Raw genomic sequence first — 13,738 nt, 5'->3', positions numbered from 1 at the left:
AACTTCTTCCTTATTCTTGATTTCGGATCTTACGGTATAGAAATCTTGAGGGATGTAGCGCGGAGTACAAGCTATTTTCGATGGATAACGGTTCGTTTAAAAGAATCTCCGCCAAAATTTCCCCTCCCAATAGGGAAGATAGAACTCCCCTGGATCCCAAACCGCCGAACACATACAGGTTTTTTTGCGGTTCTAAAAAAGGGAATTCTTTCTTTCGATTTTTAGGCAACCCTATACCTGAGTATGTTTTTCGAAAAAGTTCCGGCGAATGGACCGGGCCCAAGATCGGAAATCGGTCCGGTGTTTGGGATCGGATCCCTACGAATTCGGAGCGAACCTTGATATGATCCCAATCTAACCCTAAGAATGTCTTTTGGGAGTATCCTAAAATTTCTTCCGCGTCCTTACTTCTTGGATCCGGATCTAAATCGAATTCATTAAATGTGGAGCCATTGACCCGGATCCCGTTTTTAGAAGGTGTGAGATACTTATCTCCCACTCGGATCGGATCATTTTCGGATTCTATATTCGAATCTTCTAATATTTCCAATTGTCCTCGTACGGAACTAATGGAGAAGGGAGATTCTCCCCATAAACTTTGTAATACACTTTCTATCCCGAAAGAATTTGCTAAGATTAAAACCTCCGTTTTATTTAAGATCTTTTTATTCTCGGAGAATAAACTCCATTCTTCGTTTTCGTAAGAGATCGAACTTACTTTTCCTCGTTTTAGAACAATATTCGGATGGCCTAAAAGTTTTTCGTTGAGAAGAGGAGTATCCGTCCAGAAGCCGGAAGGATAAAAGATACCTTTTGTATTTTCGGGATAATCTTTATCCAATTCCGGTCTTAGATCCGCCAATTCTTTAGATAAGGAATGTGATCTTACTCCTTCTTCCAATCTGTCCCAAGGAAGATCTTCTCCGGAAAGTTGTACCGTGCCTGAGATTCGGTAGGAACCGTTAGGAAGCAGATCGGAATAACGACGAATGGAATTTCCGAGACAACGTAAAGTCCATAAACTTGTAGGAGTTTCCCCTTTGGTGATATGAGGATGTGAGACTGCCATCGGGACGGAAGATGCGCGTAACGCATTGTGGTCGTCCCAGACTTCTACTTGAATTCCTCTCCAGGCAAGCGCTCTCGCAATGCTCGCTCCTGCGAGTCCGCCGCCAAGCACGGATACTTTTTGTGGGATTTTATAAGAAGAATAATTTCTTCCGAAAAATGGGAGCGGATTTAGGTCGGGTTCCGGATCAGATCGGTAAACTCCGATCAGCATTTCTCTTTTTCTGCCATAACCTGGGATCTTAGAAAGAGTGAAGCCTGCTTTACTTAAACTATCTTTAACGGGTCTCGCCACTGTGAATGTTGCTAAACTTGCGTTTTTATTGGAAAGTTTTTTGATCTGAAGGGCGATATTTTCTCCCCAGAGTTCCGGATTTTTAGAAGGTGCAAATCCGTCTAGGAAAAATGCGTCGAACTTTCCGGAAACCTCCGGAAGATATTGGACTGCATCTCCTATCCATAAGTCCAATATCAGATTTTCCGTTTCGAATAGAAAAGTATTACAGCCCGGTATTAGTACTTTATATTTTCGTAAAAATAATTCCAGCAGATCCGAAAGTTCGGGAAAGGCGGAGATTGCTCTGCGGATATCATCCGACTCTAACGGATATTTTTCGAATGAAGTAAATCTTAGAACTCGGCAGTTGGATTTATTTTTGCAATTTCTCCAGAGCTGCCAGGCTGCGAAAAAATTTAAACCTGTTCCATATCCTAATTCTAAAATGGAAAAAGCGTGATGTGTCTGAGAAGAAGAAAATCTTTCCTCTAATCTGTTACCTTTCAAGAAAACATGTTTGGTTTCTTCCAACCCGTTTTCCGGAGAAAAATATATATCGTCGAATTCTCTGGAAACGGGAGTGCCGTTTTCTTTCCAGTCTATCATCCGGGATTTTCCGTATCCGTTTTAGTATCTTCTTTAGGGGGAAGACCTGCTGAAGGTAGATTTCGTAAAGGAGGGTAGGCCGGTCCTTCTTCTTTTTTATGAGGTTCTTTGGATAGTTGTATTTCTTTTCTGACTCCCATCCTGTAGGTAGTCATGTTCATATAAAGAGATGGCGCAGGCAATCCGTTCGCAGTTGCCACCTGGTTTCTGATATTGAGTCCTTTCCCGTCCAAATCACCAAAACTTGTGATCTCCAAAAACACGTAGGCGTTATATAGGATCGTATCCGGAAAATATTGTCCTATATTATATTCAAATAATAAACGAAGACCTTTTAATTCTTGAAGTTGATTTTTGACACTGGAAATCCTTTGTTCTCTTTCTATAATATCCATTCGATAGACAGCAAGGCCGTATATGGGGCCAAGACCGAAGTTTACATTCTTCCCTTCATAATAACCTAGATAAAGTGTGAAATACATCTGATAATCTTCGTAGGTGTATTCCATATTTCTTCCTAACTGAGGGGGAAGGGGGAATAGTTGGTTGGAAACATATTCGTCGAATGCCAGGTAATGTCTTCCATCGTCCGGATAATTGATCAGGTTTCCTCTATACGTTCTGGGGGAAGTTAGGTTGAAGGACCAGGCAAGCCCGCTTAAAAGGGAAAAAAATCCTTTGATATCCCTTGTACCTGGGATCCTGCTCGGCACGGAGCCGATAGAATAGAAAGCACGAGTCGTAGTGGAATCCCGACTGACCACGCTTGAATCCGTGTCTGAACCCGGAGCAGTAAACTTACTAACCGGGATCCCTTGTACACTTGCGGGGTGGGTAAAAAAATCCAAGGCAGTATATTCAGCACCCGCATTAATAATGATCGAGTCTAAAATCCCACTCATACTTTTACAGGATGATAGAATTAGAAATAGGCAGAAGATTATGATCTTGGGCTTCAAAACCGGATTTAGTCTCTTAGAATCCATCGTCCAGAACCAAAATGAATTGGTCGGAAATCAAACCAAGTCCATTTCATGGGGCTTGACTGCTCACGTCGAAAACCGAGGATCGTATTAGTCGAAGTATATGTCTTTCGAAAAAAAACAGCCGATCCTTTATCCTGTTTCCGTAGCCCCGATGATGGACTGGACGGACAGGCATTTTCGTTTTTTCTTAAGACTGATCACTAAACATTCCCTATTCTATACTGAAATGGTGACCACCGGTGCCATTCTGAGAGGAGATAAACACAGATTTTTACGTTTTTCTCCTGAAGAATCCCCACTTTCTTTGCAATTAGGCGGAGACAACCCTTCTCAACTCGCGGAATGTGCGAGAATTGGGGAAGAATACGGATACTCCGAGATCAATCTGAACGTTGGTTGTCCGAGCGATAAAGTACAAGAAGGAAATTTCGGAGCCTGTTTAATGAAGGACCCGGATCGTGTAGCTGATTGTATCTCGGAAATGGATTCTAAAACCTCTATCCCTGTCACAGTCAAATGTCGTATCGGTGTTCGAGGAAAAGAAACATTAGAAGATTTGCATGAATTCGTGAAAACAGTAAGCGCAGCAGGCGCAAGACGGATCACAATACATGCAAGAATCGCAATATTGGAGGGCCTAAGTCCCGCTCAAAACAGAACTGTTCCTCCGTTACGTTACGAGGACGTATATTCTATTAAAAAAAATTTTCCGGATCTTGTCATAGAATTGAACGGAGGTGTCAGATCCATTCCGGAGATACGCTCTCATTTGGACAAAGTGGACGGAGTTATGATCGGAAGGGCTGCATACGAAAATCCTTTTTTATTTTCCGACGTGGATTGCGAATTTTTCGGGGTGGAAACTTTACACGTAAGTCGCAGAGAGATCTTCGAGTCCATGCAGGAATATGTTTCTTCGCAAACTGCAGAAGGTGAAAAACCGAGCCGTATCTTAAGACATTTACTTGGTGCTTTTCATGAGATCAGAGGCGCTCGCTCCTATCGTAGGATCCTCACGGAAAAAATGCATTCCAACCCGGGACCTAAATTACTTTTAGAAGCTTTGGAGTCCATCTCCGCCGAATATCTTGATCGTAAATTAGGAAATCCGAAAATCGAGGTTAGAGAGGCAGTTCAACCGGTGGTTTAATCGGAGAACACTCGTCTAAAAACTGCAGAATATTTGCGGAGAAACTTTTGGACACGATTCGAACCATAGATTGCGGATATGTAGAAGCGGGACTCGCCTGCGCTTATCTGATCGTCGATGGAGACAGGGCTACATTCGTAGAAAATAATACGAATTACGCGGTCCCACTTTTATTGGAAGCTTTAAAAGAAGAAGGGCTTACTCCTGAGTCCGTGGATTATATTATCATCACCCATGTTCACTTGGATCATGCGGGAGGAACGGGAAAACTTGTTTCGCTTTGTCCCAATGCGACGGTACTGGCCCATCCGAAAGCGGCGCCCCATATAATAGATCCGACTCGTTTGATCAAAAGTTCCATTCAGGTATACGGAGAAGAGAATTATTTCAAGTTGTACGGGGAAATACTTCCCGTGCCTAGTGATCGTGTACGTACTATGAGTGACGGAGAGGAACTGGCCTGGCAAAAAAGAACATTCAGATTTTTGCATACAAGAGGACATGCAAACCATCATTTCTGTATTTATGATCCTTTAACGAACGGGATTTTTACAGGAGATACTTTCGGAATAGGCTATACATTATTTAGAAAAGGACGGGATTCTTTGTTATTCCCATCCACAACTCCGACAGACTTTGATCCGGAAGAAGCGATTCTTTCCATAGACAAGATCCTCGCAACGGGTGCGGATAAGGCTTACCTCACTCACTTCGGAGTCTGGGAAGATATCTCTTTGGGCGCTTCTCAAATGAAAGAAGGTCTTAACGTTATGAAAAACATCTTACTCTCCGCGGAAAAGACAAGTTTGGAGGGAGAATCCTTGGTTGCATTCTGCGAGGGTAGAGTTCGTTCTTATTTAGAAGACCAAATCCGTATCCGACACCTACCCTTTGGTGAGAAAGAAGAAAGATTTATCGGATTTGATTCTCAGATCAATGCGCAAGGGATTGCATTTAAAATAGAAAGATCTCGAAAGAATAAAAAATAAATTCCCATCCCTTAAGTATCTATTTGTAATTCTTCTAAATTTCAGTAATGAAGCTCCAAAATAGTCTAGTATCTCTTAGGTGAAGTTTTTCATTTGATTTCCCCGTTCCGGGTTTTTTGAATATACTTGTGGGCTTAACTTCGGATGAATTCGAAAAAAAAAGAAACTTAGTAATCCTTCTTTGTGCCTTCTTTCTTTTAACCGCTTGCTCTCCCAAAACTTCCGAAAAGGTTCCTTTACTGTACAAAGGAAGTATAGATATGAGTACAGTCAGTCCTTGGGGAGAAATTTATCCCCTCAAAGGAGATTGGGAATTCAGTTGGGGAAATCTTTACTCACCTAATACGGGTTATGTGGAGAGCGGCCAATACTTTCCGGTCCCGGGGATTTGGAGGGATTATTCGTCAGAATTTACCTGGCAAGGACATGGTTCCTATAGATTAAAGATCCATAAATCTCCGGAAGAAAAAAATTTAGGGATTTATGTTCCTAGGATCCCGGGAGTCTATTCCGTATATTTCGGAAAACGATTGATCTTTGCCAATGGGATTAATGGGACCGGCCGGGCGGATACGGAGTTTTTGGTTCATCCGAATACTCAGATCTATCCATTAGATTCCCTGGATACGGAACTAATCGTAAACGTTTCGAATTATAGGGGAAATTTCCTAAAAGGCGGGATCCGCAATCCGTTTCTGATCGGAGATCTGGATAATCTGAAGTCAAAAGTGGTACAGGATTTTATCTGGGAGACACTTTTAGTCGCCATTATTTTTTCAGTAGGTTTGTATCATCTCATTTTCTTCGCTTCATATAGAAAGGACTTGGTGCCGCTATTTTTCGCGTTATTCTGCTTTTTAGTCGCATTCTATTCCTTCGTGACTTCCGGACTTCAATATTTTCTTACACCTGAGTTGAGTTTGGATCTTCGGATCAGAATGGAATATTTCTGCGAAGCGAGTCTGGTGCCTTCCGTGTATTTGATCCTGAAAACGATGTATCCGAAACAGTTCGGAGCCAGATGGATGGCGATATTAATGAGTACCATGCTCATTTTCGTCCTATCCGTGTTCGTATTAGGAGAAGAAGAACTTATTTATCTATATTCCTTCTTCATGCATGTGCCTCCATTTTATACTTTGGTGCTGTTAGCCGCATTAGGATATGCTTGGTGGCAGAAGGAAGATAGAGCGAGGACCGTGTTTCTTTCGGGTATGATACTAGCAATTTCTATGGTGAACGATGTCATCTGGGGATTGTACGAAGTTTACTTTCTCATCCCTTATAGTTTCCCGGCTGCACTCGTCGGATTTATAGCATTCAATTCTTATATTATATCATTAAGATTTACTAAAGATCTGGAGAAGGCGGAGACATTCGCGGAATTACAATCCAAATATAACGAACAACTCAGATTGAACGCCGAGGAAAAGGCAAAGTATGCCGCCTTGGTGGACCAATCCGTGGACAAAGGATTTCATTCTCTGATCGATCAATTGGAGTCCAAAGAAAGTTCGGATAAATCCCTTTCTAAACTCAAAAACGAACTAAACCAAACTCTTTCCGGGGTCCGGGATATTTTGGACCTAATGCACCACCAGGGTGGAAAAGAGGAATTAGTGGAAGAAGAGATGAGAAAGTTCGTTCAGAAAAACCCGTTATTCTCTCATTCAGAGATCCAAAAAGTGTCTCAGTTTTTGAGGATAGACGAATGCCTTCAGGTCCAGAGGATCTTCTCCGATGCCGTAAAGATAGGGGCGAGAAGGTCCGGAGAATCTAAAATTTTTTGGGGAAAAGAAGGAGATTCTATATTACTTAGGGTACAGACCACTGGAGTTGCGGAAACCAAAGAAGAACCTTCTTCCATTTTAGAAGCGGACCTAAAAGTAAGGGCGGAAAAATTAGGAGCAAGATTTTTCCTATTGAGTGAGCCTGGTAAATTCGAATTCGAGCTTAGATTGCATCCGTAACTGAATTTTTCTGAGAAGTGATTGGATTCTTTCGAAAAAGAGTTGTCTCTAATTCTCTACGCGAGATCCTACACAAGATTAGAATGATTCTAATCTGTGGTGATGAAAAATGAAGAAAACACGAACACTGTACTTGGGCCTAATTTTGGCTCTTGTCTCGGCATGCGGCCCATCCGAGAAAACAAAACAGCTCATGCAAGACGCGAAGACCTCCTTCGGGATCCTTCCGGAAAAAATGCCTGGTTCGGAAAAGGATACTCCGGCTAGGATTGCTTTAGGCGAAAAACTTTATTTCGAAAAACGTCTTTCTATCAACGATTCACAATCCTGTAGCTCCTGCCATGGAACTCTGGGTAAGTCGGCAGGAGTGGATAATCTTCCGACTTCTCCGGGAGCTCTCGGGAAAAACGGAGATCGGAATTCTCCGACTTCTCTGAATGCCGGATTTCATTTCGTCCAATTTTGGGACGGAAGAGCGGCAGACCTAAAGGCGCAAGCAAAAGGCCCGATCTTAAACCCGGTGGAAATGGCTATGCCTTCCGAAGCAGCTGTGGAGAAAAAACTCTCCGAAATTCCTGAATATGTGGACCTGTTTGCAAAAGCATTCCCGGATCAGGATAAAAAAATCACTTATGACAATTTGGCAGAGGCGATTGCTGCTTTTGAAAGAACCTTGATTACCAGAGACCGTTTCGATGAGTTCCAGGCTGGAAATCATAGGGCTTTAACTTCGGAAGAACAGAAGGGATTAGAGACTTTCTTAAGCGCCGGATGTATCCAATGCCATAACGGTCCTCTGTTGGGCGGAAATAGCTTCCGCAAACTAGGACAGGTGAACCCGTACGAGAATACGACTGACGTCGGAAGATCTGCTATTACTAAGAACGATGCTGAAAAGTATTTCTTCAAAGTTCCGTCTCTTAGAAATATTGCCTTAACCGCTCCTTATTTCCATGATGGAAAGGTGGCAACCCTACCGGAAGCGGTGAAAAAAATGGCATATTTGCAGCTCGGAAAAGAGCTTTCCTCCGAAGAGGTGGATTCTATAGTATCTTTCCTGAAGGCATTATCGGATAAAAATCGGTCTAATTAATTAGATCTTAGATCAACGAACTTACAGAATTGAAACCTATTCAGACCGGCTCCGAAAGGAGACGGTTTTTTTTTGTTTTTGGAGACACAGAGTTAAAAGAGATTTCGGCTATAAGATCAATCGCCTTTTGGATGTTATATGAGAAGTTTCTGGGTTTGCGCACTTCTTCTTTTTCAATGCTCTTATTTGGGCAACGATCAAAAAATGAAGAAGGAGTCGAGAGAGGATGATCTCACCCGGGGGTGTACTTGGCAGTTTGCGCAAAATTAAACGATCCGGGAGATCCGCAAAACCTAAGTGCAATCGTTTGTGCAGTTTTAGTATGCGATCAATTCGATTGCGACTGAGGTTTTGAAAAGGAGGATTATCTTTCCAGGATCTGTTTGTACTTTCTGTGAGTTTCTCCGGTAAAGATCTGGCGAGGACGTACCTTATGAGATGAGTTCACGCCGATCCTTTGTTCTCTCCAGTGAGCCAGCCAACCCGGAAGTTTACCGATCGCCTGCATTGCTGTAAAAAGTTCTTTAGGAATTCCTAAACTATGGAATAGGATCGCACTATAGAACTCCAAGTTCGGATACAGATTTTTTTCCAGATAAAAAGGATCTTTACTTACGAAATCATCCACTTGTAGAGCGATCTCTGCGATCGGATCCAATTTCTTCTGCTTATAAAATTCGGAGAATAGTTTTTGGGCGATGGTAGAACGTTTGCTCTTTACCTTGTATGCATCGTGACCGAAGCAGGTGGAGTGAAGTTGGGATTCTCCCTTTTTGAATCTTTCGAAAAATTCCGGAACGGAAAGTTTGGATTTGATAATATCTTCGATAAGCTCTACCGCTGCTACTTGTCTTCCGCCTTCTCTGGAGCCCCAAAGCGCGTTGATCGCCGAGGAAACGGATGCGAATATATTTGCCTGAGTGGAACCGATCAACTGGACGGTGGTATTGGAAACATTCTGTTCATGATCCGCGTACAAGATCCAAAGCTGGTTCAGGATCCTATCATGTTCTTCCGAAGGTTGATATTTGACCGACGGAATGGAAAAAAGCATATATAAGAAATTCGTACAATACGGATGACGATCCAACGGATAAACGAAAGGTTGCCCTATCATTTTTTTGTAGGAGAATGCGGAGATCGTTCTGATCTTCGCCAAAAGTCTGGCTGCTTGGTCGATACCTCTATCCAGATATTCTTCGTATTCGTCCTGGTAATAGCTGGATAAGGAAGAAACCATTACGGAAAGTACCGCAAGAGGGTGAGCTCTTCCCGGGAAACCGTCGAATAGATTGATCATGTCTTCGTGGATCAAACTATGTTTGGAAAGTTTCATGGAGAATTCTTTCAGCTGCTTTTCGTTAGGAAGATCTCCGTAAATCAGCAGGTAGCTAGTCTCTACAAAAGTGGAATAATGCACTAATTCCGCGACATCATAGCCTCTGTATTGTAAATCTCCGGTGAGAGGATCTCTTCTGGAAATTTTACTCTGGGCGTACGCTGTATTAAAAAAACCTGGATCGTAAGATGTTAGTCCCGTCTTAGTATGCAAATCCCTAATATCGATTCCTTTATTTCCGTCCGTTCCGGTGATTACAGGAAGGCGGTGGACTTGGTCTCCGAATTTCAACTCTACGAAATCGCTCATACCGATAGGAAACAAGGGAAGGGTGCAATAGTCAAACCTTCCTTGGCGCCGACTGCAATTTTCCCTTTCGGCTGGACAAAACTTTCGCCTTAGATTTACTCACCCGAAGTTTCGAAGGAATTTTGTTTTGGAGCATCTGCCCGGTTTTTTTCTTCATTTTTGGATCCAATTTGGGACCGCACTTTGTCTACTTCTCGCGGCGATGGAACTCGCTAAAAAAAGGGAAAATGCGATACCCGGCGGGATCTTCTATCTCGCTATCATTCTTGCCTTGGTAGAGAGTCGATTGGGCTTAGGTTTGCTACCATGGGCCGCGGATCATATATGGTTTTGGCCGGCATTCTTCCCAGCAGTCTGGGCCGTGGGTCCTACTTTACTTTTGGTCTCAAGAAATATGGTCCAATTTGCCTTGGACAGAGAGATCCGGATCGGAAAACATTTTATCCCGGCCATTCTACTCTTGCTAGGCGAGTTAACAGCTTATATCATTCTGCCTGCAGAAGAGATCAAAGAGTATATCCGAAATGCGATGTTCGGTTCCAAGGTGGATATTCTGACTGGGGTCACAATCTTCGGTTCCATCCACCAGACGGTGTATTCCATCTTTCTTTGGGTATTGTTCAGAAAGGCTTCTAAGGAAACTGAGATTCCGCTTTCTTCTTTGGTTTATACGATCCTGATCGTAGTGTTTACCACGATACAACTTTGTTGGTTCGGATATTTTTTGAAGAACCAATTTCTGTTAGCGGCAGGTTCTAGCTTCCAAACTCTCGGTATCGTTCTTGTGTTTTTATTCTCCGCAAGGTATCCGAATTTTTTCATTTCTTTGAAGTCGGAGATCCAACAGAAAAGATACGAAAGGACCCAACTGAACGGATTGGATCTGGACCATCTTCATTCCCGCATCAAGGAATTGGTCGAGGTCGATAAAATATACAAAGAAGAAAGTCTGAAAATCCAGGACTTTGCCGAAAAACTATTGGTCTCTCCCCACCAACTTTCCCGCATTTTAAACGAAACCTACGGCAAAAACTTCAACGAATTCTTGAATTCATTTCGGGTAGAAGAGGCTAAAGCACTGCTATTAGAGGATTTGGACCGCACTGTTCTCTCTATCGCTTATGATGTAGGCTTTAATACAAAGTCCACATTTAACGCCCAGTTCTTGAAAATCACCGGAATGACTCCTTTGGAATGGAGAAAAAAGGGTAGCAAACTATAAGTTCGGACGATTGTTTTTCGCATATCGGTTAGGATAAAACCTTCCTGTCGGATTCCGCAAGGAAGGAGAAGAGACCTATGTCCCGTGAAACATATCCTAGAGAAGAACTAGAATCTTACCGCAAAGTGCAAGCCTTGGCTTACGAAGCGGTGGAATCCGTACGCAAGGAATTGTATCCGGGGATCACCGAAAAGGAAGCGGCCCGTAAGATAGACGATTATATCCGAAATGCAGGTGGCACATCCTTCTTCCATTATGGGTTTGCATGGTTCGGAGATCGGACCGCATTCAGAGGATTCAAACGTCCACTCTCTCTGAATTATTTAAGAAATGGAGAAGGTTTACTTCCCCATTTTGGCGGAAAGTTCCAACCTTCCAACCGCAGATTGGAAGAAGGTATGGCTGTGATCCTGGACGTAGCTCCTACGTTTGCAGGAAGAGCCGCAGACGTTGGATACGCATTTTCTTTCGGTAAAAATCCGGAACACGATAAGGCGCTCGCAAATTTAGAAGAATACAGAGAATTAATTTTAAGAAGGGTCTTGGAAGAAAGAACCTTATCCGAAATCTATTTGGAAGTGGATGCAAGGATCCGTGCTTCCGGATACGTTAACTGCCATTCCATTTATCCCCAGGGAGTTTTAGGGCATAAGGTGGGAAGACTCCCGGCTTATAATCTCCCAGGCGGAAGAGTGAACGGATTTCCGTTCCAAACATTCGCCTATTTATTTCCACAAATGATCAAAGATCTGATCCCAGGAGTTTCTGGGCACTCGCCATTATGGGGAGAAGGTTCCGACTTCAGAGCGGAACCCGGGCTCTGGGCGGTAGAACCGCATATAGGCAAAATCTATAACGGCACAAAAGAGTCTGAATCGTTCGGAGCAAAATGGGAGGAGATCTTAGTGGTTACCGATTCGACTGCGTATTGGCTGGATGAGGATCTTCCTCATGTTCGCCTTTGGAAGGAAAAGAAAAAACCAAAGTCCCCTTCTAAGCCTGCAGTTAAAAAACAAAAACAAAAAGTCCCGGCTTAGTGAAATACATTCAATAATTTTAATATTTGATTAGAAGGCTTATTATGAGCAGCGAAATTTTACAGGATAAGGATTTTCATTTTTATCCAGTCAGAAAACCTAAATTCGAATTTAGCGAAAACGGGACCAGTAAACATTGGATGGACGGTTCAGCGTATAAAACCCATATTCTGAATACCTGGACATTGTTTTTCCCGGACGGAGAAAGATTTTTTATTAGAAGTATACAAAAATTTCTCCCAAATATTAAGGATCCAAGAGTCCTTAGGAACGCAAAAGCATTTATGGGCCAAGAAGCGCAACATGCGGGAGAACATAAAAAGACCTGGAAAATACTGGAAGACCAAGGATTTAAGATCAAAACATTCACCGATTTTGTGAATTCTTTCTTCGTAAATTACGTGGAAAAGATCATGTCAGCTAAGTCTTGTTTGGCGGCAACAGCCGGGGCAGAACATTATACTTCTCTGGTAGCGACAATAGGCTTGCAGATCAAGGCCTTAGACCAAGCGGAATCCGAAATGAAACGCCTTTGGGAATGGCATGCAGCGGAAGAGATAGAACACAAATCCGCGGCTTACGATGTATTCTTGGATATCAGCGGAAATTATTTCAGAAGAATGATCACTTTCCTCGGAGTGACTATCGTGTTCTGGGCGGCAACATTTATAGGTGCGGAAATCCTTCTCTGGCAAGAGGGACTTACTTTTAAATGGAAAACCAGAAAAGATGCTTTCCGTTTTATCTTTATAGACGAAAAGGTCTTCTTTCATGCGGCGGGTGCATTCTTCAGATACTTCCGTCCCGGGTTTCATCCGGAACAAGAAGATAATCTGGAATTAAGTAGAGTGATCTTCGAATCCCCAGAGCATAAATACAAGGAAATTGCATGAGCAGATTAAGCGGGAAAAACATTTTAATCACCGGAGCAAGCGGTGGTTTTGGGAAAGAATTAACCAAACAACTGTTAAAGAAAGGCGCCAATCTAGTGCTTACGGATATGAAAGCGCCTGAAACAAAACCTGAATTCTATTTGGAAAATTCCAAACCTGTACCCGGTAAAATACTCGGAAGTTTTGCTGCGGATTTAAGCAGCGAATCAGGTTGCGAAAAAGCTTATAAAGCAGCGATCAAGATCCAACCTAAGATAGATATATTAGTCAATAACGCAGGTTTGGCTTTCGGCGGAAGATTACTGGATGTTCCCATGGACAAATGGAAATTGATCTTGGACGTGAACTTATACGCTCCAATCTATCTTTCTCGTTTATTTTTACCTGCAATGTTGGAAAGAAAATACGGACAGATCGTAAATCTATCTTCCTGTGCCGGGATCACTGCCCCGGGTGAATTGATATATTATTCCGTATCCAAATTCGGGATCAGGGCCTTGGGTGAAGCGTTGGATTCCGGTTATAGACACCAGGGGATATATACGACTAACGTGTATCCTTTTTTCGCAAATACGAACATACTACATTCTCAGCAATTCGGAACGGATAAACCTAAAGTAGTTCCTCCTTTGATCGTAGACAGTCCACAGATGGTGGTTCGAGCCATAGTGAGAGGGATTGAAAAAAAGAAGATGCATGTCTTCCCGGGTTTTACCGCGAAGTTACTGCGCTTTTTGACGAGACTGTCTCCCGGTTTTTTAAGAGGAATGGAAAGACTCGGACAAAAATTTTCTTAAAT

Annotated in this window: 11 protein-coding genes; 8 read left to right on the top strand and 3 right to left on the bottom strand. The window is 42.7% G+C overall.

Annotated elements, in window-relative coordinates:
• Positions 1–10: 10 nt before the first annotated feature.
• Positions 11–1,951: a bifunctional tRNA (5-methylaminomethyl-2-thiouridine)(34)-methyltransferase MnmD/FAD-dependent 5-carboxymethylaminomethyl-2-thiouridine(34) oxidoreductase MnmC gene (mnmC, locus tag LEP1GSC192_RS12360; protein ID WP_020770503.1), complete on the bottom strand. Its 1,941-nt coding sequence runs from the start codon at positions 1,949–1,951 to the stop codon at positions 11–13.
• Positions 1,948–2,853, bottom strand: a complete 906-nt coding sequence (locus tag LEP1GSC192_RS12355; protein WP_020770324.1) for a hypothetical protein — start codon at positions 2,851–2,853, stop codon at positions 1,948–1,950. Before LEP1GSC192_RS12355 ends, mnmC begins: the two co-directional genes overlap by 4 nt.
• Before the next feature lie 184 nt (positions 2,854–3,037).
• Here LEP1GSC192_RS12355 and dusA point away from each other — a divergent pair, with 184 nt between their 5' ends.
• From dusA to LEP1GSC192_RS12330, 4 genes are all read left to right on the top strand, one after another.
• A complete protein-coding gene (gene dusA / locus LEP1GSC192_RS12345) occupies positions 3,038–4,087 on the top strand; it encodes a tRNA dihydrouridine(20/20a) synthase DusA (protein WP_020770374.1) in 1,050 nt (349 codons plus the stop codon).
• A gap of 47 nt (positions 4,088–4,134) precedes the next feature.
• Positions 4,135–5,076 (top strand): MBL fold metallo-hydrolase, encoded by a 942-nt coding sequence (locus LEP1GSC192_RS12340; protein WP_020770537.1) that lies wholly within the window; start codon positions 4,135–4,137, stop codon positions 5,074–5,076.
• Positions 5,077–5,192: 116 nt separating this feature from the next.
• On the top strand, positions 5,193–7,046 hold the full coding sequence (locus tag LEP1GSC192_RS12335) for a 7TM-DISM domain-containing protein (protein WP_020770521.1): 1,854 nt from the start codon (positions 5,193–5,195) through the stop codon (positions 7,044–7,046).
• A gap of 109 nt (positions 7,047–7,155) precedes the next feature.
• The gene (locus LEP1GSC192_RS12330) at positions 7,156–8,139 is read left to right on the top strand and encodes a cytochrome-c peroxidase (RefSeq protein ID WP_036090049.1); all 984 of its coding nucleotides are present in this window, start codon (positions 7,156–7,158) and stop codon (positions 8,137–8,139) included.
• 364 nt (positions 8,140–8,503) lie between these two features.
• On the opposite strand, the gene LEP1GSC192_RS12325 is transcribed toward LEP1GSC192_RS12330, so the two are convergent.
• Positions 8,504–9,787 carry a citrate/2-methylcitrate synthase gene (locus LEP1GSC192_RS12325; RefSeq protein WP_036090046.1) on the bottom strand — a complete coding sequence of 428 codons (1,284 nt, stop codon included), beginning with the start codon at positions 9,785–9,787 and terminating at the stop codon, positions 8,504–8,506.
• A gap of 127 nt (positions 9,788–9,914) precedes the next feature.
• Between LEP1GSC192_RS12325 and LEP1GSC192_RS12320 the strand changes: the two genes are divergently transcribed.
• The 4 genes from LEP1GSC192_RS12320 (at position 9,915) to LEP1GSC192_RS12305 (ending at position 13,736) form a co-directional block, all read left to right on the top strand.
• Positions 9,915–11,009 (top strand): helix-turn-helix domain-containing protein, encoded by a 1,095-nt coding sequence (locus tag LEP1GSC192_RS12320; protein ID WP_020770432.1) that lies wholly within the window; start codon positions 9,915–9,917, stop codon positions 11,007–11,009.
• Between the two features lie 77 nt (positions 11,010–11,086).
• On the top strand, positions 11,087–12,046 hold the full coding sequence (locus LEP1GSC192_RS12315) for a M24 family metallopeptidase (RefSeq protein WP_020770358.1): 960 nt from the start codon (positions 11,087–11,089) through the stop codon (positions 12,044–12,046).
• A 44-nt stretch (positions 12,047–12,090) separates the two neighbouring features.
• Positions 12,091–12,939, top strand: coding sequence for a metal-dependent hydrolase (locus LEP1GSC192_RS12310; RefSeq protein WP_020770455.1), 849 nt, complete (start codon positions 12,091–12,093; stop codon positions 12,937–12,939).
• Positions 12,936–13,736 (top strand): SDR family oxidoreductase, encoded by an 801-nt coding sequence (locus LEP1GSC192_RS12305; protein WP_020770532.1) that lies wholly within the window; start codon positions 12,936–12,938, stop codon positions 13,734–13,736. The genes LEP1GSC192_RS12310 and LEP1GSC192_RS12305 overlap by 4 nt, the downstream gene beginning before the upstream one ends.
• Positions 13,737–13,738 lie beyond the last annotated feature (2 nt).

Source organism: Leptospira sp. B5-022 (assembly GCF_000347035.1).
In the GTDB taxonomy this organism is placed as follows: domain Bacteria; phylum Spirochaetota; class Leptospiria; order Leptospirales; family Leptospiraceae; genus Leptospira_B; species Leptospira_B cinconiae.
This window is presented reverse-complemented; position numbering and strand designations above follow the sequence as displayed.

Excerpts from the sequence above, each read along its gene's own strand:
- mnmC (WP_020770503.1), bottom strand. The coding sequence starts at position 1,951 with ATGATAGACTGGAAAGAAAACGGCACTCCCGTTTCCAGAGAATTCGAC.
- LEP1GSC192_RS12355 (WP_020770324.1), bottom strand. The coding sequence starts at position 2,853 with ATGAGTGGGATTTTAGACTCGATCATTATTAATGCGGGTGCTGAATAT.
- dusA (WP_020770374.1), top strand. The coding sequence starts at position 3,038 with ATGTCTTTCGAAAAAAAACAGCCGATCCTTTATCCTGTTTCCGTAGCC.
- LEP1GSC192_RS12330 (WP_036090049.1), top strand. The coding sequence starts at position 7,156 with ATGAAGAAAACACGAACACTGTACTTGGGCCTAATTTTGGCTCTTGTC.
- LEP1GSC192_RS12325 (WP_036090046.1), bottom strand. The coding sequence starts at position 9,787 with ATGAGCGATTTCGTAGAGTTGAAATTCGGAGACCAAGTCCACCGCCTT.
- LEP1GSC192_RS12315 (WP_020770358.1), top strand. The coding sequence starts at position 11,087 with ATGTCCCGTGAAACATATCCTAGAGAAGAACTAGAATCTTACCGCAAA.
- LEP1GSC192_RS12310 (WP_020770455.1), top strand. The coding sequence starts at position 12,091 with ATGAGCAGCGAAATTTTACAGGATAAGGATTTTCATTTTTATCCAGTC.
- LEP1GSC192_RS12305 (WP_020770532.1), top strand. The coding sequence starts at position 12,936 with ATGAGCAGATTAAGCGGGAAAAACATTTTAATCACCGGAGCAAGCGGT.